13 protein-coding genes are annotated in these 21,494 nt (G+C 60.5%); all 13 read left to right on the forward strand.

Annotated elements, in window-relative coordinates; translation table 11 throughout:
* Positions 1-51: 51 nt before the first annotated feature.
* The 13 genes from PspS49_RS14330 (at position 52) to PspS49_RS14390 (ending at position 21,293) form a co-directional block, all read left to right on the forward strand.
* Positions 52-867, forward strand: a complete 816-nt coding sequence (locus PspS49_RS14330; protein ID WP_127927369.1) for a nuclear transport factor 2 family protein — start codon at positions 52-54, stop codon at positions 865-867.
* Positions 868-919: 52 nt separating this feature from the next.
* Entirely contained in the window at positions 920-2,326 is a 1,407-nt protein-coding gene (locus tag PspS49_RS14335) for an FAD-dependent oxidoreductase (protein ID WP_160039856.1), read from the forward strand.
* Between the two features lie 42 nt (positions 2,327-2,368).
* Positions 2,369-2,713 (forward strand): cupin domain-containing protein, encoded by a 345-nt coding sequence (locus PspS49_RS14340; RefSeq protein WP_093431317.1) that lies wholly within the window; start codon positions 2,369-2,371, stop codon positions 2,711-2,713.
* Positions 2,714-2,771: 58 nt separating this feature from the next.
* On the forward strand, positions 2,772-3,857 hold the full coding sequence (locus PspS49_RS14345; protein ID WP_127927373.1) for a polyamine ABC transporter substrate-binding protein: 1,086 nt from the start codon (positions 2,772-2,774) through the stop codon (positions 3,855-3,857).
* Between the two features lie 466 nt (positions 3,858-4,323).
* The gene (locus PspS49_RS14350) at positions 4,324-5,769 is read left to right on the forward strand and encodes a serralysin family metalloprotease (protein ID WP_150751493.1); all 1,446 of its coding nucleotides are present in this window, start codon (positions 4,324-4,326) and stop codon (positions 5,767-5,769) included.
* 93 nt (positions 5,770-5,862) lie between these two features.
* Complete coding sequence (locus tag PspS49_RS14355; protein WP_160039859.1) at positions 5,863-6,291, forward strand: AprI/Inh family metalloprotease inhibitor; 429 nt, start codon at positions 5,863-5,865, stop codon at positions 6,289-6,291.
* A gap of 203 nt (positions 6,292-6,494) precedes the next feature.
* Entirely contained in the window at positions 6,495-8,270 is a 1,776-nt protein-coding gene (locus PspS49_RS14360; protein WP_160039861.1) for a type I secretion system permease/ATPase, read from the forward strand.
* Positions 8,267-9,616, forward strand: coding sequence for an HlyD family type I secretion periplasmic adaptor subunit (locus PspS49_RS14365; RefSeq protein ID WP_034154169.1), 1,350 nt, complete (start codon positions 8,267-8,269; stop codon positions 9,614-9,616). The genes PspS49_RS14360 and PspS49_RS14365 overlap by 4 nt, the downstream gene beginning before the upstream one ends.
* 2 nt (positions 9,617-9,618) lie before the next feature.
* Entirely contained in the window at positions 9,619-10,989 is a 1,371-nt protein-coding gene (locus PspS49_RS14370) for a TolC family outer membrane protein (RefSeq protein WP_150751492.1), read from the forward strand.
* Positions 10,990-11,286: 297 nt separating this feature from the next.
* Positions 11,287-14,238: an autotransporter serine protease gene (locus PspS49_RS14375; RefSeq protein WP_160039863.1), complete on the forward strand. Its 2,952-nt coding sequence runs from the start codon at positions 11,287-11,289 to the stop codon at positions 14,236-14,238.
* 177 nt (positions 14,239-14,415) lie between these two features.
* Positions 14,416-17,493: an autotransporter serine protease gene (locus PspS49_RS14380; protein WP_160039865.1), complete on the forward strand. Its 3,078-nt coding sequence runs from the start codon at positions 14,416-14,418 to the stop codon at positions 17,491-17,493.
* A gap of 58 nt (positions 17,494-17,551) precedes the next feature.
* The gene (locus PspS49_RS14385; protein ID WP_160039867.1) at positions 17,552-19,240 is read left to right on the forward strand and encodes a polyurethanase; all 1,689 of its coding nucleotides are present in this window, start codon (positions 17,552-17,554) and stop codon (positions 19,238-19,240) included.
* A gap of 199 nt (positions 19,241-19,439) precedes the next feature.
* Positions 19,440-21,293 (forward strand): polyurethanase, encoded by a 1,854-nt coding sequence (locus PspS49_RS14390; protein ID WP_160039869.1) that lies wholly within the window; start codon positions 19,440-19,442, stop codon positions 21,291-21,293.
* Positions 21,294-21,494 lie beyond the last annotated feature (201 nt).

Below are 21,494 nucleotides of genomic sequence, written 5' to 3' on the forward strand. Positions count from 1 at the left end.
GAAGCGCGTGCCGAACTTGGGCAAGCTCGATTCTTTTTCGCCGAGCCCTTTATGCACGCCGACGACGACGGCCCAGAACAGACCAAAGCTACGGCGGCCACGGTCATGCGCTATCACCTGAGCTGGAAGCACCGCGACCTCGACAGCGTCATGGCGCTGTATCACCCGGACATCCAGTACAACGATTTCTTTCAGAACCGCGTGCTCGGTCTCGCCGAGTTGCGCGAATACGTGCGCGTCAGCATGCCGCGTGAATCCGACGAACTGCTCGAGCATTGCGACCGCATTCGCGTCGACGGCAATACCGCGTTCATTCAATACGAAGTGACCTTGCGCGGCGGCGACGGGCTGGTGTCGTTTCGCTCAAGCGAAGCGATCACGGTGAAGGACGGGCTGATCTGGCGCGTCAACGAATACGCTTCGTTGGTGCGCACTCAAACCCATGGCCCAACCTCTTCAAGCCAGCGCCCGGCGGTCAGTCGCCTGGGTCTGTCGCCGCGTCAATTGAGTTTCATGGCTGAAGACCTGCAACAGTACTTTGAAAAGCAGCAGCCGTACCTCGATCCCGAACTCGACTTGCAGCGGGTGGCGAAGGAGTGTGGTTACAGCCGCAATCAGATTTCCTATCTGCTCAACCAGGTGCTCGGGCAAAGCTTCTATCGCTACGTCAATCAGGCGCGCCTGCAACATTTGCTGCGCTCGCTCGATAGCGCCACGCCGCCGGTGCGCATCGATGAATTGGCGTTCGCTGCCGGTTTCAATTCGTTGTCGGCGTTTTACAGCTGTTTCCGCCAGCACACTGGCCAGTCTCCGAAGGCTTACGTTAAACAAATTTCTTTGCGGACACGCGCGCAAGACTTCTCCTGAGCCCGCGCACTAGGATCGACGCCATCGAAGGTTTTCAGTGGCGGAGTCTTGCATGCCGGCGTGGCGCACTATCAGTTTGTGGATGGATCAACTCGACGAGCCGCTGACCGCGCGGCCCGAGCTTGAGCGAGATCTGGACGTCGACGTGGCGATCATCGGCGCCGGCTACACCGGGCTGTGGACCGCGTACTACCTGAAGAAACTCGCGCCGGGGCTCGACATTGCGATTGTCGAGGCGCAGACCGCCGGTTTTGGCGCCTCTGGGCGTAATGGCGGCTGGCTGATGGGCAATCTGCTTGGCGAAGATCGCTTGCTGGCTGGACTGTCGCCGGAACAGCGTCGCGCTTCCTTCGACCTGCTGCACAGCATTCCCGATGAAGTGGAAGTCGTCCTCGAACGCGAAGGTATCAACTGCGATTACCGCAAGGGCGGCGTGCTGTATTGCGCGGCGCGCTATCCGGAGCAGGAAGCCAGCCTGCGTGAATATCTGGCCAAACTGCACGCCCAGGGCCTCACCGACGACGACTACCGCTGGCTCAGCCCTGAACAACTGGCGCAGCAGATCCGCGTGGCCAAACCGTACGGCGGGATTTACGCGCCGCATGTGGCGACCATCCACCCGGCGAAACTGGTGCGCGGTCTGGCGCGCACCGTGCAGAACATGGGCGTGAAGATCTACGAAAACAGCCCGGTCACCCACTGGCAGTCGGGCAGTTTACGCACCGCCAAGGCCAGCGTGCGCAGCCGCTGGATCGTGCCGGCCGTCGAGGGTTATTCGGTGACCTTGCCGCCGCTGGGCCGCTATCAATTGCCGGTGCAAAGCTTGATTGTCGCTACCGAACCGTTGTCTGCCGCGACTTGGGATGAAATCGGCCTCAATCGCGGCCAAGCCTTCAGCGAATTCAGCCGCCAGGTCACCTACGGCCAGCGCAGCGCCGACAATCGCCTGATCTTCGGCGCCCGTGGCGGTTACCAGTTCGCCGGCAAGTTGCGCCATAACTTCGATCTGACCCGCGATGAAGTCGAGCTGCGCCGCTATCTGTTCGGCGAACTGTTCCCGCAACTGAAAAACGTGCAGATCACCCACGCCTGGGGCGGCAACCTCGGCATGTCGCGGCACTTCAAACCGCACATGCTTTGCGATCGCGCCAACGGCATCGCGCTATCCGGCGGTTACGGCGGGGAGGGCGTCGGCGCCAGCAATCTCGGCGGGCGCACGCTGGCTGATCTGATTCTTGAGCGTGACACCGAGCTGGTTCATCAGCCCTGGGTGCTGCCGGACGGCGGCATTCATGCACTGCGCGCGTGGGAGCCGGAACCGTGTCGCTGGCTCGGCTATAACGCGATCATCAAAAGCTTCGTCCACGAAGACCAGACCCTGGCCAACCCGGCGACCGCGCCATGGCGGCGCAAGCTCGCCAGTCAGGTGGCGGGTTTCATGGAAGGTTTCATGCACTAAACGTCGATTTACTTCAAGAAAGCCCAAAAAACAGGTCAGACCATGAGCATTACCCAGTTCAAAAACACCGCGACATTGCAACTCGACGAGTCCAATCCGGTGGCCGTGCCGCTCGGCGAACCGGTCGCCATTGCTTCGACCACCAGCGTCGAGCGCGATGACGGCGTTGAAACCGGCGTCTGGGAATGCACCCCGGGCCGCTGGCGTCGGCAGATTACCGCGCAAGAGTTCTGCCATTTCATTTCCGGGCGCTGCACGTTCACCCCTGACGGTGGCGGCGAGACCCTGCACATACAAGGTGGCGACGCACTGATGTTGCCGGCCAATACGCTCGGTATCTGGGATATCCAGGAAACCGTGCGCAAGAGCTACGTGCTGATTTTCTGATTGTTTGATCCTTTGATTGCCTGCCAACAAAAAAGAAAACCCACACAGGAATCGATCCATGATCCGCAAGACCCTCGCTCTGGCACCGCTGATGCTCGCCGTTTCCCTTGCTCAGGCAGCGGAAACGGTCAAGGTTTACAACTGGTCCGACTACATCGCGCCGGACACCACCAAGAACTTCGAAAAAGAGACGGGCGTGGGTGTCACCTATGACGTCTACGACAGCAACGAAACCCTCGACGGCAAGTTGATGACCGGCAAATCCGGTTACGACGTGGTGTTTCCGTCCAACCACTTCATGGCCCGGCAGATTCAGGGCGGGGCGCTGAAGAAACTCGACAAGAGCCAGTTGCCCAACTGGAAGAATCTCAATCCGGTGCTGCTCAAAGCGTTGCAGACCAATGACCCGAACAACGAACACGGCTTCCCCTATCTGTGGGGCAGCACCGGCATCGGCTACAACATCGCCAAGGTCAAAGCCGTGCTGGGTGACGATGCGCCCGTGGATTCCTGGGACCTGATCTTCAAGCCTGAATACATGGAAAAGCTGCAGAAGTGCGGCGTAGCCATCCTCGACAACGGCCCGGAATTGCTCCCGGCGGCGCTCAACTACCTGGGCCTGCCGCACCACAGCAAAAATCCCGAGGACTACAAAAAGGCTGAAGCGCTGCTGATGAAAGTGCGGCCGTACGTCAGCTACTTCCACTCCTCGAAATACACCAGCGACCTGGCCAATGGCGACATTTGTGTAGCGGTCGGTTTTTCCGGTGACATCCTGCAAGCCGAAAACCGCGCCAAGGAAGCGAAAAACGGCGTCGACATCGGCTACGCGATTCCCAAGGAAGGCGCGGCGATCTGGTTCGACATGGTTGCCATGCCGGCCGATGCGCCGGACGAGAAGGCGGGTTACGCATTCATGAACTACCTGCTGCGCCCGGACGTGATGGCTGGCATCAGCAACTACGTGCACTACGCCAATGGCAATGAGCAGGCCGACAGCCTGATCGACCCGGCGATCAAGAACGACACCAAGGTGTATCCGAGCCCGGAGATGATGGGCAAGCTGTTTGCGCTGGAAGCGATGCCGTTGAACATTGACCGGATCCGCACGCGGGTGTGGAACAAGATTCGTACCGGTAGCTAATCACTCAGGCATACACAAATCCCTGTGGGAGCGAGCCTGCTCGCGAAATCGATCTGTCATTCAGCATCAATGTTGTCTGACCTGACGCCTTCGCGAGCAGGCTCGCTCCCACAGGTTTTTTGCGTATTTATCTGGTTGATATCAATACACTGGCATCGCACTAATAAAGTGCAGCAAAGTGAGACGCGCCTAACAAAAAACAACTTACCCATATTTAATATTTAAATAGAAAATCGTCAGACAATTAGGCAAAAGCCGCGCAACTAAAACATTCTTTCATCCCCGCACGCTTTGTTTACGGCAGTTTCCCGAAACAGCCCGATTTGATCTCAAAAAAATCCTTTACGGCAGATTTCAAATTGTGTCAGGTTTCTTACGCCTTCATTGGGCGAGTGATAGGACGACCTCGCCAGAGATCGTCCTGTCGGACAAAAACTGTTCCATTGCTAAACAAGGAAGTGTGTTTATGTCGAAAGTTAAAGCGAATGCTATTGATGCCGCCGAACAGGCTTTTCAGCTGTCTGCCTTCAGCTCGGCGTACAACCAGATCAATAGCTTCAGCCATCAATACGATCGTGGCGGCAACCTCACGGTCAATGGCAAACCCTCCTTCTCCGTCGACCAGGCCGCAACCCAGTTGCTGCGCGACGGCGCTGCCTACCAGGACAAGGACGGCAGCGGCAAGATCGAACTCACCTATACGTTCCTGACTTCGGCATCGTCCAGCACGATGAACAAGCACGGGATCAGCGGGTTCAGTCAGTTCAGTGCACAACAACAATCCCAGGCCAAGCTCGCCATGCAATCCTGGGCTGACGTGGCCAACGTGACCTTCACCGAGAAAGCCTCGGGCGGTGACGGCCACATGACCTTCGGCAACTACAGCGGTGGCCAGGATGGCGCTGCAGCGTTCGCGTATCTGCCAGGCACCGGCGCCGGTTATGACGGCACCTCGTGGTACCTGATCAACAGTGGCTACACGCAGAACAAGAACCCGGATCTGAACAACTACGGCCGTCAGACCCTGACGCACGAAATCGGCCACAGCCTGGGTCTCGCTCACCCTGGTGACTACAACGCCGGCAATGGCAACCCGACCTACAACGACGCGTCCTACGGGCAAGACACCCGCGGCTACAGCATCATGAGCTACTGGAGCGAAAGCAACACCAATCAGAACTTCAGCAAGGGCGGTGTCGAAGCGTATTCGTCCGGCCCGCTGATGGACGATATCGCTGCCATCCAGAAGCTCTACGGTGCCAACACCACCACCCGTACCGGTGACACCACCTACGGCTTCAACTCCAACACCGGCCGCGATTTCCTCAGCGCTTCGTCGTCGAGTGACAAAGTGGTGTTCTCGGTGTGGGACGCGGGTGGCAAGGACACTCTGGACTTCTCGGGCTTCACCCAGAACCAGAAGATCAACCTCAAAGACGCCTCGTTCTCTGACGTTGGCGGCATGGTCGGTAACGTGTCCATCGCCAAGGGCGCGATTATCGAGAACGCCATTGGCGGTTCCGGCAACGATCTGCTGATCGGCAACAGTGTGGCCAACGAGCTCAAGGGTGGTGCTGGCAACGACATCCTCTGGGGTGGCGGTGGTGCTGACAAACTGTGGGGCGGCGCGGGTTCGGACACGTTTGTGTTCGCAGCCAGTTCCGATTCCAAGCCGGGTGCGATCGATCAGATCCTCGATTTCGTCAGCGGTCTGGACAAAATCGACCTGACCGGCATCACCAACGGTGCAGGCCTGCACTTCGTCAGCAGCTTCACCGGTGCTGCCGGTGACGCCATCCTGACGTCGTCGGGCGGCAACAGCCTGCTGTCGGTGGACTTCTCCGGGTTCGGCGTGGCTGATTTCCAGGTCAGCACCGTTGGCCAGGCAGCGACCAGCGACATCGTGGCGTGATGTAGCAGTGGAAAGCGGCGTGTGATGCGCCGCTTTCTTTGCTTGCATCGTATTGGCAGGTAAGCAAGGCTACACGCCGGAGCGAATATTCCCATGATCTATAAAGCTTTTACCTACACGGTAGCGGCGTGGCTCTCGGCGGCGCTCTTCATGATTTCAGGAGAAACCAGCATGGCAAGCAGCCTCAGACTCGAAGATCCATCGGTGTTTGCGGGGCAATGGCAAGCGACATTGTCTACCCGGGATGATGATCGAGAAGCGCAAAAGCAGCAGGACAAGCCTTCGAATACTTGTCTGATCGACCTTGAATCCAATCAGACCTTGGGCAAAGGGGCCGACTGTCTCGGTGCATGGCTTGAGCAAACCCCGATCGGCTGGTTTCCCGATCCGGACGGTCTCTCGATTACCGGCAAGGAAGGCTCAAGAATCCAGTTCTTCAGCCGACAAAGTGACGGGCTTTACTCGACCACTTTGAAGTCGGGTCTGGTGATCACGTTAACGCACACAGTGAAACAGCCTTGATTATCGAATCCGCGACAAAGTTTTAATATAAAGCGCCACAAGCTGGTTATAAGAGACGGCGAATGACAACTGCACCGCTGTTAATGACGCAAGTTGTTATGAAAGTGTAAGCGGGTACTTGCAAGTCATCTTTCGCAGGTAAGCGGAACATTAATTGAAGCCTCGCCCAAGTGTGGCGAGACCGAACATTTCAGGAAGAATCAATGAAGATGGCGAAGGCCCCAGCCACCGCTCCGTTATTCAAGGCTTTGGGTGACTATAAGAGCATTCTGATCAGCGTCGGCTGCTTTACCGCACTGATTAACGTGCTGATGCTGGTGCCCTCCATCTATATGCTCCAGGTCTATGACCGGGTGCTGTCGTCGCAGAACGAAACGACCCTGGCGATGCTGTCGCTGATGGTTGTCGGTTTCTTCGCCTTTATCGGCCTGCTCGAAGTGGTGCGCAGCTTTATCGTGATCCGCATCGGCAGCCAGTTGGAGCGCCGCTTCAACCTGCGTGTTTACCAGGCGGCGTTCGAGCGCAACCTGTTCAAAGGCGAGGGCAACGCCGGGCAGTCGCTGGGTGATTTGACGCACATTCGCCAATTTGTCACCGGGCCAGCGCTGTTCGCGTTTTTCGATGCGCCGTGGTTCCCGGTCTATCTGTTTGTGATCTACCTGTTCAACGTCTGGCTCGGCGTGCTCGCTACTGCGGGCGCACTGTTGCTGATAGGGCTGGCGTGCCTGAACGAATACATGACCAAAAAGCCGCTGGGCGAAGCCGCCGGTTATTCGCAGAAGTCCAGCCAGTTGGCCACCAGCCATTTGCACAACGCCGAAACCATTCAGGCGATGGGCATGCTCGGTTCCCTGCGTAAACGCTGGTTTCAGGTGCACTCGCGTTTCCTCGGCCTGCAGAATCAGGCCAGTGACACCGGTGCAGTGATCAGCTCACTGAGCAAAACCCTGCGCCTATGCCTGCAATCGTTGGTGCTGGGCCTGGGCGCATTGCTGGTAATCAAGGGCGACATGACCGCCGGGATGATGATCGCCGGTTCGATCCTTATGGGCCGTGTGCTCAGCCCGATCGACCAGTTGATTGCCGTATGGAAGCAGTGGAGCGGGGCGAAGCTGGCTTACCGCCGTCTCGATGCGCTGCTGCAAGCCTTCCCGCCGAGTGACGACGCCATGGCGCTGCCGGCGCCGAAAGGCCAGATCACCTTCGAACAGGTCAGCGCCGGCCCGCCAGGGCAACGCGCGGCGACCCTGCAGATGGTCAATTTCAATCTGAATGCCGGCGAAGTGCTCGGCGTACTCGGGGCTTCCGGCTCCGGCAAATCGACCCTGGCCCGCGTGCTGGTGGGTGTCTGGCCAACCCTCGGCGGCACTGTGCGCCTTGATGGCGCGGACATTCATCGCTGGAACCGCGATGACCTTGGCCCGTACATCGGCTACCTGCCGCAAGACATCGAGTTGTTCAGTGGCAGCATCGCCGAGAACATCGCGCGTTTCAGCGAGGCCGATCCGCAGAAGGTCGTTGCCGCTGCGCAACAGGCCGGCGTGCACGAAATGATCCTGCGTTTGCCGCAAGGTTACGACACGCAACTGGGCGAGGACGGCAGTGGCTTGTCCGGCGGCCAGAAGCAGCGCGTGGCCCTGGCGCGCTCCATGTATGGCACGCCGAGCCTGGTGGTGCTGGATGAGCCCAATTCCAACCTCGACACCGTCGGTGAAGCGGCATTGGCCAGCGCCATCGCTGCGCTTAAAGCCCAGGGCACCACGGTGGTATTGGTGACGCACCGTTCTTCGGTGTTGGCCCAAGCCGATAAATTGCTGGTCCTGAATGACGGGCGTCTGCAAGCCTTCGGTCCGAGTCAGGACGTGCTCAAGGCACTCTCCGGCCAGCAAGAACAGCAACGGGAAAAAGCTGCACAGGCACCGGGCGGGCTCAGCATGAGCCGACAGTATCAGCCCTCGACAAGGAATTCGGGTGTATGAGCAGCGCAAGCATGAACACTGAAAACGAAGCGAGCATGGAACACGCCTACATCACCGAACGCCCGGAGCGCGATGCGAAGTTTTTCGCGCGCATGGGCTGGATTCTGGCGATCGTCGGCGCCGGCAGTTTTTTCACTTGGGCCGCTCTGGCGCCGCTGGATCAAGGCATCCCGGTGCAAGGCACTGTCGTCGTGTCGGGCAAACGCAAAGCCGTGCAGTCGATGAGCAGCGGCGTGGTCAGCCGGATTCTGGTGCGCGAAGGCGAAATCGTGAAGCAGGGCCAACCGCTGTTCCGTCTCGATCAGACGCAAGTTGCCGCTGATGTGCAGTCGCTGCAAGCGCAATACCGTATGGCCTGGGCCAGCCTCGCGCGCTGGCAGGCCGAACGTGACAACCTCAAGCAAGTGACCTTTCCGGCCGAGCTGAGCAATGATCCGGATCCGCGTCTGGCACTGGTGCTGGAAGGCCAGCGCCAGCTGTTCAGCAGCCGCCGCGAGGCGTACTACCGCGAGCAGGCCGGGCTGCGCGCGAGCATCGAAGGCGCCACCGCGCAACTGGCCGGCATGCGCCGCGCCCGTACCGACCTCAACGCCCAGGCCGACTCGCTGCAACAACAGCTCAGCAACCTGCAACCGCTAGCGGACAACGGCTACATCCCGCGCAACCGCTTGATGGAATACCAGCGGCAACTGTCGCAAGTGCAACAGCAACTGGCGGAAAACACCGGTGAAAGCGGGCGGGTCGAGCAGGGCATTCTTGAATCGCGCCTGAAACTGCAACAGCACGCCGAGGAATACCAGAAGGAAGTCCGCACGCAACTGGCCGATGCGCAACTGAAAAGCGTGACCCTGTCGGAGCAACTGACTTCCGCCGGTTTTGATTTGCAACACAGCGAAATCATCGCCACCGCTGACGGTGTGGCAGTCAACCTCGGCGTGCACACCGAAGGCGCGGTGGTGCGCCAAGGCGAAACGTTGCTGGAGATCGTTCCGCAAGGCACCACCCTGGAAGTGGAAGGGCACTTGCCGATCAACCTGATCGACAAGGTCGGCGCGCATTTGCCGGTGGACATCCTGTTTACCGCCTTCAACCAGAGCAAAACCCCGCGCGTTCCGGGTGAAGTCAGCCTGATTTCCGCCGACCAGATGGTCGATGAGAAAACCGGCGTGCCGTACTACGTCCTGCGCAGCAGCGTCAGCGATCAGGCCATGGAAAAACTCAACGGTCTGGTGATCAAGCCCGGCATGCCGGCAGAAATGTTCGTGCGCACCGGCGAACGTTCACTCCTCAACTATCTGTTCAAACCGCTGCTCGACCGGGCCGGCTCCGCGTTGACCGAGGAATAAGGATGTTCGGCTGTATGAATAAGCGTTCCCTGCTCGGCGCGGCAATGATGCTGCTCGCGAGTCACTCAGCAGTAGCGGCCATGGGGCCGTTCGAGATCTACGAACAGGCGTTGCGCAATGACCCGGTGTTCCTCGGGGCGATCAAGGAGCGTGACGCCGGCCTGGAAAACCGTGCGATTGGCCGTGCCGGATTGCTGCCGCGCATCGGCTACACCTACAACAAGGGCCGCAACTCGTCGAAAGCCACCTCTCTGGATGAGCGCGCGCGTAACCGTACCGATGACCGCAACTACAGCAGTTATGGCTCGGCCTTGACGCTGCAACAACCGTTGCTCGACTACGAGGCCTATGCCGCGTATCGCAAAGGCGTCGCGCAGTCGTTGTTTGCCGACGAGAATTTTCGCGGCAAGAGCCAGGAATTGCTGGTTCGGGTGCTGGATAACTACACCAAGGCGTTGTTCGCGCAGGACCAGATCGACATCGCTCAGGCGAAGAAGAAGGCTTACGAGCAGCAGTTCCAGCAGAACGAGCACATGTTCAAGCAAGGCGAGGGCACCCGCACCGATATTCTTGAGGCTGAGTCGCGCTATGAACTGGCGACCGCCGAAGAGATCGAGGCGCGTAACGAACAGGATGCCGCGCTGCGGGAACTGGGCGCGCTGGTGGGTACGCCTGCGGTGGATATCGGCGATCTGGCGCCGCTGGGCCCAAACTTCCAGACCTTCGCGCTGATGCCGGCCAATTACGACACCTGGCACGAAATGGCGGTGAGCAATAATCCGAACCTGGCCTCGCAGCGTCAGGCCGTGGAAGTCGCGCGTTATGAGGTGGAGCGCAATCGCGCCGGGCATCTGCCGAAAGTCAGTGCTTACGCGTCGATGCGCCAGAACGAATCGGAAAGCGGCAACACCTACAACCAGCGCTATGAGACCAACACCATCGGTTTTGAGGTCAGCGTGCCGTTGTATGCCGGTGGCGGGGTCTCGGCGTCGACGCGTCAGGCCAGTCGCACCATGGAGCAGGCCGAGTACGAGCTTGATGGCAAGACGCGTGAGACGCTGATCGAACTGCGTCGTCAGTTCAGTGCCTGTTTGTCCGGGGTGAGCAAATTGCGCGCTTATCAGAAGGCATTGAGCTCGGCGGAAGCGCTGGTGGTGTCGACCAAGCAGAGCATTCTCGGTGGCGAACGGACCAACCTCGACGCCTTGAACGCCGAGCAGCAACTGTTTACCACCCGCCGCGATCTGGCGCAGGCGCGGTACGACTATTTGATGGCCTGGACCAAGTTGCATTACTACGCCGGGACCTTGAACGAACAGGATCTGGCGCGGGTGGATGAGGCTTTTGTGGTCGCTCAACAGCCCTCACCCTAACCCTCTCCCAGGGGGAGAGGGGACCGATTGGGGGATATTGCAGAAGTACACCGACTTGAACGAACGCTAGCGAATCCAACATTTCAGGTCGATGAATAACGCAACACACCTCGGTCAGCTCCCTCTCACTTGGCGAGGATGTGCTTCACCGAATCCATATTCGACGCGGTTTTTCAGGTCGATGTAAGACGCAAGACATCGCGGTCAGCTCCCTCTCCTTGGGGAGAGGGCTGGGGTGAGGGGAACAGGCAACACCGCAAAACAACCTGCATAAAACAATAAAAGTGAGTGGTGAACATGGACGTACGCATCAAGCCGATTTCGGTCGGCACCCTGCTGCTTGTGATTTCTGCAACCCAGGCGCAGGCCCAATACCTCGAAAGCGGCCAACCCGGCGATCCCGCCAGTTGGCGCAGCGCTGAATTCCTCCGCGACTGGGGCCTGAGCCGCATGCAGGCCGAGCAAGCCTACGCCGCCGGCATCACCGGCCAAGGCGTGAAAATCGGCGCCCTCGACTCCGGTTTCGATGCCGCCCACCCGGAATTCGCCAGCGATCGTTATCACCCGGTGCAGGCCAGCGGCAGCTACATCGACGGCTCGCTGTTCAACGTCGATGGCACCCTCAATCCCAACAACGACTCCCACGGCACCCATGTGGTCGGCACCATGGGCGCCTCGCGCGATGGCAGCGGCATGCACGGCGTGGCGTACAACGCGCAAATCTACGTCGGCAACACCAACAAGAACGACAGTTTCCTGTTCGGCCCCAACCCCGATCCGCGCTATTTCAAAGCGGTGTATGACGCCCTGGCCGATGCCGGCGTGCGCGCGATCAACAACAGTTGGGGCAGCCAGCCGCCGGATGTCAGCTACCGCACACTGGCTGATCTGCACGCCGCTTATGCACAGCACTGGAACAAAGGCACTTGGCTCGATGCCGCCGCCGATGTGTCCCGACGCGGTGTGATCAACGTGTTCAGCGCCGGCAACAGCGGCTACCCGAATGCCAGCGTGCGTTCGGCGTTGCCGTATTTTCAGCCGGATCTGGAAGGACACTGGCTGGCCGTGTCAGGCCTCGATCAGAGCAATCAGCAGAAGTACAACCAGTGCGGCCTCGCCAAATACTGGTGCATCACCACGCCGGGGGCGAAGATCGACAGCACCATTCCCGGTGGCGGTTACGCGATCAAATCCGGCACCTCGATGTCGGCGCCGCATGCGACCGGTGCGCTGGCGTTGGTGATGGAACGCTATCCGTACATGAATAATCAGCAGGCCCTCGAAGTGCTGCTGACCACCGCCACGCAACTGGATGGCTCGGTCACCGATGCGCCGACTGACCGAGTCGGCTGGGGCGTGGCCAATCTGAATCGGGCGATGCGCGGGCCGGGGCAATTGCTCGGTGCGTTTGACGCCAACCTGGGGGCAGGGCAGCGCGATGTCTGGAGCAATGACATCTCCGACAAGGCGCTGATTCAGCGTCAGGCCGAAGACCTCGCCGAGCACAATGCCTGGCAGCAAACCCTGCAAGACAAGGGCTGGCAGAATGGCGTTCCCGCAGGCGCCAGCCAACAGGATCAGACCGACTACGCGGTCGGCACTGCCCGTGATGCAGCGGCGGCGAGCCGGGTGTATCAGGGCAGCCTGATCAAATCCGGCGGCGGGCAGTTGATCCTCTCCGGTGACAACACCTATCGCGGTGCAACTACGGTCAATGGCGGTTTGCTGACGGTCAACGGTTCGCTGACTTCCGCTGTCACGGTGAACGACAGCGGCACCCTCGGCGGTTCCGGGCGGATCGGCGCGCTAACCGCCAACAGCGGCGCTCGCGTGGCGCCGGGCAACTCCATCGGTACGCTGAATGTGGCCGGTGACGTGACCTTCGCGCCCGGTTCGACTTACGCCGTTGAACTGTCACCGACCAGCAGCGACCGCATCGTCGCCGGTGGCACTGCCAACATCAGCGGCGCCACCGTCAGCCTGTCGCTGGAAAACAGCCCGACGCTGCTCAGCACCACCGAGGCGCAAAGCCTGCTCGGGCGCCAGTACGACATCCTGCAAGCGGCCGGCGGCATTCAGGGCCAGTTCGGTGCGGTGCTGCCGAATTATGTGTTTATCGGCGGCAGCCTCGACTACGCCGCCACCGGTATTCAGCTCGATATCGAACGTAACTCGACAACCTTCGCCAGCGTCGGGCAAACGCCGAATCAGCGCTCGGTCGCCGTTGCCGTTGAAGGTCTGGGCGCGGGTAACTCGGTGTTCGAAAGCCTGTTGCGTTCACCCGACGCGGCTTCGGCGCGACAAGCGTTCCAGCAGTTGAGCGGCGAGATCTACCCGGCGTTGAGTTCGATGCTGATCAATGACAGCCGCCAATTGCGCGATGCGGTGGGCGAGCGTCTGCACGACACAACGGCTGCGCAAAGCAACGGCTGGATCAAGGCTCTCGGGGCATGGGGCACGACCGATTCGAGTCACGACACGGCGGGCTACAACACTTCGATTGGCGGATTGCTGGCCGGTGTCGATGGCGCGCTGGATGAGCAGACGCGCATCGGTCTGGTCACCGGTTACAGCGACAGTTCGCTGAGCATGGGTTCGGGTACGCATTCCTCGGCCAAGGTCGACAGCTATCACCTCGGCGCATATGCCGGTCGTGAAATCGGCGCCTGGCGCTTGAGCACCGGCGCGGCGTACAGCTGGCATCGCGCCGATGTGAAACGCGATCTGCAATACGGCGACATCAGCGGCAAACAGAAAGCCAAGGTGGATGCAGCGACCACGCAAGTGTTCGGCGAAGCGGCTTATCGCTTGCACCTGCAACCATTGGCGCTGGAACCGTTCGCCAACCTAGCCTACGTGCATCTGGACACTGAAGGCTTGACCGAGAAGGGCGACGCGGCCGCGCTGAAAAGTTCGGGCGATCAACGTGACGCCGTGCTGAGCACCCTCGGCGTGCGGGCGATCAAGACCTTCAATCTTTCGCCTGCGCAATCACTCGACGTCAGCGGCCACCTCGGCTGGCAGCACAGCCTGAGCGACATCGACTCCGAACAGCATCTGCGCTTTGCCAGCGGCGGTACGCCGTACGCGGTGGAGAGTTCGGCGCTGGTACGCGATGCCGCGCTGGTCGGCGTGCAGGCGAGCCTCGCGTTGAGCAAAGACGTGCGCGTCAACCTTGATTACAACGGACAACTGGCCAGTCGCGAGAAAAGCCATGGCGTCGGCCTGAGCCTTAACTGGCAGTTCTAACCCACGCTGATCGTTCCGATCGTTCCCACGCTCTGCGTGGGAATGCCTCTAGGGACGCTCTGCGTCCAGTGACGCGGAGCGTCACGGGCTGCATTCCCACGCGGAGCGTGGGAACGATCATCGCCCTCAGTGGCAACGATCAGGATTTTTCGCAACATCACTAAGGAAGGTCGCTGGATGAATAACAACAATACCCCCGCGCAAACGGGTGGCCGCTTTGCCCTGAAAACCCTCACGCTCGCCGTGCTCTGTGCCATCGGTACAGCCCACGCCGTGCCCTACGTGGAGAGCGGTCGCACGGGCGATCCGTCGAGTTGGCGCAGTGCCGAGTTTCAGGCCGATTGGGGCCTGGGCGCGATCGGTGCCGATCACGCTTACGCCGCCGGTTATACCGGCAAAGGCGTGAAACTGGGGATCTTTGACCAGCCAGTGTATGCCGCGCACCCGGAGTTTTCCGGCAGCAATAAAGTCGTCACTCTGGTCACCAGCGGGATTCGCGAATACACCGACCCGTACATCCCGGTCAAAGCCGGCGATGCGTTCCGCTATGACGGTTCGCCCTCGGTCGGCTCCGACGGCAAACTCGGCGCCCACGGCACCCACGTCGGCGGTATCGCCGCCGGCAGTCGCGACGGCGGGCCGATGCACGGCGTGGCGTTCGGTGCGCAGATCATCAGCGCCGACAACGGCGACCCGGGCCCGGAGGACGGCATTGTTCGCGGCAACGACGGCGCGGTGTACAAGGCCGGTTGGGATGCACTGATCGCCAGCGGCGCGCGCATCATCAACAACAGTTGGGGCATCGGCATCACTGATCGTTTCGATCTCGGTGGCCGCGATCCGGCCTATCCGCATTTCACCGTCAATGACGCGCAATTGCAGTTCAACGAGATCCGCACACTGCTCGGCACCAAACCCGGTGGCGCCTACGACGGCGCTATTGCCGCCGCGCGCAGCGGCATCGTCACGATCTTCGCCGCGGGTAACGACTACAACCTCAACAACCCGGACGCCATCGCCGGCCTCGGCTATTTCGTTCCGGACATCGCGCCGAACTGGATCACCGTCGCCGCGTTGCAGCAGAACCCGGACCTGGCCAGCGCCAACCCGTACATCATGAGTACGTTCTCTTCGCGCTGCGGCTACACCGCGAGTTTCTGCGTCTCGGCACCGGGCACGAAGATCTTCAGCGCGATCATTGAAGGCACCAACGCCGACAACCTCACCACGGGCTACAAAAACTACAACGGCACCTCGATGGCCGCGCCGCACGTGGCCGGCTCCATGGCGGTGCTGATGGAGCGCTTCCCGTACATGACCGGTGATCAGGTCGCCACGGTCTTGCGCACCACGGCCACCGACCTCGGCGCGCCGGGCATCGACGCCTTGTACGGCTGGGGCATGATCAACCTGCGCAAGGGCATCGACGGCCCTTCGATGTTCGTTACCGAGCAGGACATTCCGGCGGAATTCCGCATCGACGGCGCTTACGGTTCCGGCCAGTTTGTCGCGGATCTGCCGGGCATCGGCGCGATCATCGATCAGGGCAAACCGACCGAGCGCGTGTGCACGGACATCACTTGCGGCCTCGACACCTGGCGCAACGACATTTCCGGTCACGGCGGTTTGACCAAGCAAGGTATCGGCACGCTGGTGCTGACCGGCAACAACACTTACAGCGGCCCGACCTTGGTCAATCAGGGCCGCCTGGCCATCAACGGTTCGCTGCAATCGGCGGTGACGGTGAATGACGGCGGTATCCTCGGCGGCAATGGCCACATCGGCGCGCTGTCGGTGAACAGCGGCGGTACGGTCGCACCGGGTAACTCCATCGGCACCCTGAACGTGGCCGGTGACGTGACCTTTGCACCGGGTTCGACCTACGCCGTAGAGCTGTCGCCGACCAGCAGCGATCAGATCATCGCTACCGGCAAAGCCGTGATTGAAGGCGCCACGGTGAGCATGTCGCTGGAAAACAGTCCGACCCTGTTGACCACCAACGAAGTGCAAAGCCTGCTCGGCACTCAGTACAACATCCTGCAAGCGGCGGGCGGCATCGAAGGACGCTTCGGTCAGGTGTTGCCGGATTACGCCTTCCTCGGCGGCACGCTGGCGTACTCGGCCACTGGCATTCAGTTGGCAGTCGGGCGTAACGATGCCTCGTTCGCCAGCGTCGGTTTGACACCGAACCAACGCGCCGTGGGCGCTGCGGCTGAGCGTCTGGGCGCTGGCAATGCGCTGTTCGAAACCCTGTTGCTGTCGCCGAATGCGGCGTCGGCGCAGCAAGCCTTCCAACAGTTGTCCGGCGAGATCCATCCGGCCATTGGCACCATGCTGATCAACGACAGCCGTTACCTGCGTGAAGCGGTGGGCGAGCGTCTGCGTGAGCGTGACCTGTTCAATGCCGGCGCACCGACCGATGACCGCAGCAACGCCTGGGTCAAGGTCTTGGGTTCGTGGGGCAAGAGCGATGGCGGGCATGACAATGCCGATTCCAACAGCTCCATCGGTGGCTTGCTGGCCGGTGTCGACGGCCTGATTGCTGAAGATACCCGTCTGGGTTTCGTTACCGGTTATAGCGACAGCTCGTTGAGCATGGGCAGCGGCACGCATTCGTCGGCGTCGGTCGACAGCTACCACTTGGGTGCGTACCTGGGGCATCAGATCGATGCGCTGCGTCTGACCGTCGGCGGCGCCTACAGCTGGCACCGTGTCGACGTCAAACGTGACCTGCAGTTCGGGGACGTGAGCAGTAAACAAAAGACCAAGCACGATGCCGCAACCACGCAAGTGTTCACCGAGGCCGCTTATGATCTGGGCCTGCAACCGATGAACCTGGAGCCGTTCGCCAATCTGTCTTACGTGCACCTCAATACCGAAAGCTTCACCGAGAAGGGTGATGCTGCAGCGTTGAAGGGTGGTGAGGACAACCGCGATGTGGTGCTGTCGACCCTCGGCGTGCGCGCCAAGCGTTCGTTCGCCTTGTCGGATCAGCAGCAGCTGGAGCTGGGTGCGAGCCTCGGTTGGCAGCACAACCTGAACAACGTCGATGCCGACAGCCATCTGGCCTTCGCCAATGGCAACAGCGCGTTCACCGTGCAGGGCGTGTCGATGGATCGCGATGCCGCGGTGGTCGGCGTACGCGCGGGTCTGGCGCTCAACCGCGATGTGCGGGTGAACCTGGATTACAACGGACTGATCGGTAGCAACGAGAAAGACCACGGTGTGGGTCTGACCCTCGACTGGCAGTTCTAAGGCGTGCTGGCAGCTCTGCAAAGAGCTGCCAGTCATTTGAAGGAAGAGAGAGCACAACATGGGACTGTTCGATTATAAAAATGCCGATGGCAAAGCGTTGTACAGCGATGCCATCGCACTGACGCTGTATGCCTACACGCCGACCGGCAAACCGTTGCCGGCCACCGCTTGGGCGCCGGTCACGGCGACGGCGCTGGGCTATCAGGGCAAGGTCGGGCCACAAGGCACGTTCTTTGGCGAGAAGGACGGCTTCACCAGCGCCGAAGCCGAAGTGCTCGGCAAATACGACGCTGCCGGCAAGTTGATTGGCATCGGCGTGGCCTTTCGCGGCACCGGCGGGCTGGGTTACAGCGATACTTTCGGCGACCTGAAAAACAACCTGCTGGCCGCCATCGGGCCTTCGGATTACGCGAGCAACTACGCGAAAAACGCCTTCGACAATCTGCTCAAGGCTGTCGCCGCGTTCGCCATTGCCAACGGCATCGGTGCCAAGGACGTGCTGCTCAGCGGCCACAGCCTCGGCGGGCTCGGGGTCAACAGCGTGGCCGAGCTGAGCGCGAGCAACTGGGGCGGTTTCTTCAAGGACGCCAACTACATCACCTTCGCCTCGCCAACCCAGAGCAGCACCGGCAATAACGTGCTGAACATCGGTTTCGAAAACGACCCGGTGTTCCGCGTGCTCGACGGCACCACGTTCAGCATCGCGTCGATGGGCAAGCACGACAAGCCCCACGATTCGACCACCGACAACATCGTCAACTTCAACGACAACTACGCTTCCACCGCGCAGAACCTGGTGCCGTTCAGCATCGTCAATCCGCTGAACTGGTCGGCCCACAGCTCGCTGGGCTATGCCGATGGCTTGAATCGGGTGATCGATTCCAGGTTCTACAACCTGACGCATAAAGACTCGACGATCATCGTCTCCAATCTGGAAGAAGCATCTCGCGGCAAGACCTGGGTTGAGGATCTCGGCCGTAGCGGCGAGCCGCACACCGGCAGCACCTTCATCATCGGCACGCAGAGCAACGACTGGCTCAAGGGCGGCGCGGGTAACGACTTCCTCGAAGGCCTGGGCGGCGATGACCGTTTCCGGGATGACGGCGGCTACAACATTCTGCTCGGCGGCCAAGGGCATAACACCTTCGAACTGCAGAAACCGCTGCAGAACTTCAGCTTCGCCAACGACGGTGACGGCACGCTGTACGTGCGCGACGCTTACGGCGGCATCAGCATGACCCGCGACATCGGCGCGCTGGTGAGCAAGGAGTCGGGGTCGTGGTGGGGCAGCAAGGAAATCACCTGGGGCGTCACCGCCAAGGGTTTGACCAACGGCAGCGAGCTGACCCAGTACAACCACTCGCTCAGCGGCGATGGCTACGGCAATGCGCTGCACGCCTCGGCTGACGGTGACTGGCTATTCGGCCTCGGTGGCGATGACAAGCTGATCAGCGACAAGGGCCATGTGACCTTCGTCGGCGGCGCCGGTAACGACGTGATGACGGCAGTGGGTGGCAACAACACCTTCCTGTTCAGCGGCGCGTTCGGTTTCGATGCCATCAACGGTTATCAGGGCAGCGACAAACTGGTGTTCATGGGCGTCGAAGGCGCGGGGCAGGGCTACGACTACAAGCAACACGCGTCGCAGACCGGCAGCGATACCGTGCTGAAGATTGGCGACTATGCCGTGACCCTGATCGGGGTGGGAGTGGCTAACCTGTCGGACTCCAGTTTCATGTTCGCGTAGATCCAATGTGGGAGCGAGCCTGCTCGCGAATACGTAGTGTCAGTTGAAGTCTTCGTACCTGACACCCCGCCTTCGCGAGCAGGCTCGCTCCCACAGTAAAAACAGCAGTAAGTAGTACTGAAATGCTCCGGGGCGTCCCCGTGGGGCGCCCTGGCTGTGAGCTATCTCTAACAATTCCAACAAGAGAGAGGCAATAGCAATGGGTGTGTATGACTACAAGAACTTCGGCACAGCCGATTCCAAGGCGTTGTTCAGCGATGCCATGGCGATCACGCTGTATTCCTATCACAACCTCGATAATGGCTTTGCCGCCGGTTATCAGCACAACGGATTCGGCCTTGGCCTGCCCGCTACGCTGGTCACGGCGCTGCTCGGTGGCACCGATTCCCAAGGCGTCATCCCCGGCATTCCGTGGAACCCCGACTCGGAAAAACTCGCCCTCGACGCCGTGAAAAAAGCCGGTTGGACACCGATCACCGCCTCGCAATTGGGCTACGACGGCAAGACCGATGCGCGAGGAACCTTCTTCGGCGAGAAGGCCGGTTACACCACCGCGCAAGTGGAAATCCTCGGCAAGTACGACGCCCAAGGCCATCTCACGGAACTCGGCATTGCCTTTCGCGGCACCAGCGGCCCGCGGGAAAACCTGATCCTCGACTCCATTGGCGACGTGATCAATGACCTGCTCGCGGCCTTCGGCCCCAAGGATTACGCCAAGAACTACGTCGGCGAAGCCTTCGGCAATCTGCTCAATGATGTGGTGGCGTTTGCCAAGGCCAACGGCCTCAGCGGCAAGGACGTACTGGTCAGTGGGCACAGCCTCGGCGGCCTGGCGGTCAACAGCATGGCTGACTTGAGTGGCGGCAAGTGGGGCGGTTTCTTTGCCGATTCCAATTACATTGCCTACGCCTCGCCGACCCAGAGCAGCACCGATAAAGTGCTCAACGTCGGCTATGAAAACGACCCGGTGTTCCGCGCCCTCGACGGCTCGACCTTCACTGGTGCTTCCATCGGTGTGCACGATGCGCCGAAAGAGTCGGCCACCGATAACATCGTCAGCTTCAACGATCACTACGCCTCGACCGCGTGGAATCTGCTGCCGTATTCGATCCTCAACATTCCCACCTGGATCTCGCACTTGCCGACCGCGTATGGCGACGGCATGAACCGGGTGATCGACTCAAAATTCTACGACCTGACCAGTCGCGACTCGACGATCATCGTCGCCAACCTCTCGGACCCGGCGCGGGCCAACACTTGGGTGCAGGACCTCAACCGCAACGCCGAAACCCACAAGGGCAGCACCTTCATCATCGGCAGTGACGCCAACGATCTGATCCAGGGCGGCAGCGGCAACGATTATCTGGAGGGTCGCGCCGGCAACGACACCTTCCGCGACAGCGGCGGCTACAACGTCATCCTTGGCGGGCAGGGCAGCAACACCCTCGATCTGCAAAGTGCAGTGAAGAACTTCGACTTCGCCAATGACGGCGCCGGCAACTTGTACGTGCGCGATGCCAACGGCGGGATCAGCATCACCCGCGACATCGGCAGTATCGTCACCAAGGAACCGGGGTTTCTCTGGAGCCTGTTCAAGGATGATGTGACCCACAGCGTCACGGCCAGCGGTTTGAAGGTCGGCAACAACGTCACTGCTTACGAGTCCAGCGTCAAAGGCAGCGCTGGCACCGACACGCTTAAGGCGCATTCGGGTGGCGATTGGTTGTTCGGGCTGGACGGTAACGATCACCTGATCGGTGGCGCGGGTAACGACGTGTTTGTTGGCGGTGCCGGTAATGACCTGATGGAATCGGGCGGCGGGGCGGATACGTTCCTGTTCAACGGCGCGTTCGGGCAGGACCGGGTGGTCGGTTACACGTCCAACGACAAACTGGTGTTTCTCGGTGTCCAGGGTGTGTTGCCGGCGGAGGACTTCCGTGCCCATGCCGCCACCGTTGGGCAGGACACGGTGCTGACGTTTGGCAATGATTCGGTGACGTTGGTCGGGGTGTCGCTGAATAGTCTGAGTGCTGAGGGTGTTGTGATCGCCTGAGGTTGATTGGGCGCCGGTAAGGGCCCTTTCGCGAGCAAGCTCGCTCCCACACTGGATCTGTGTCGTTTACAAATCCCCTGTGGGAGCGAGCCTGCTCGCGAATAACGATAACGCGGTTTAAAAGTGACTCGACAGCCATTCTCTGACTCAAACCCCTGCGAAAACAGGAAATGCGGCCTAAAGCCAGCACGTGCACACACG

The sequence above is a fragment of the Pseudomonas sp. S49 genome, from assembly GCF_009866785.1.
In the GTDB taxonomy this organism is placed as follows: domain Bacteria; phylum Pseudomonadota; class Gammaproteobacteria; order Pseudomonadales; family Pseudomonadaceae; genus Aquipseudomonas.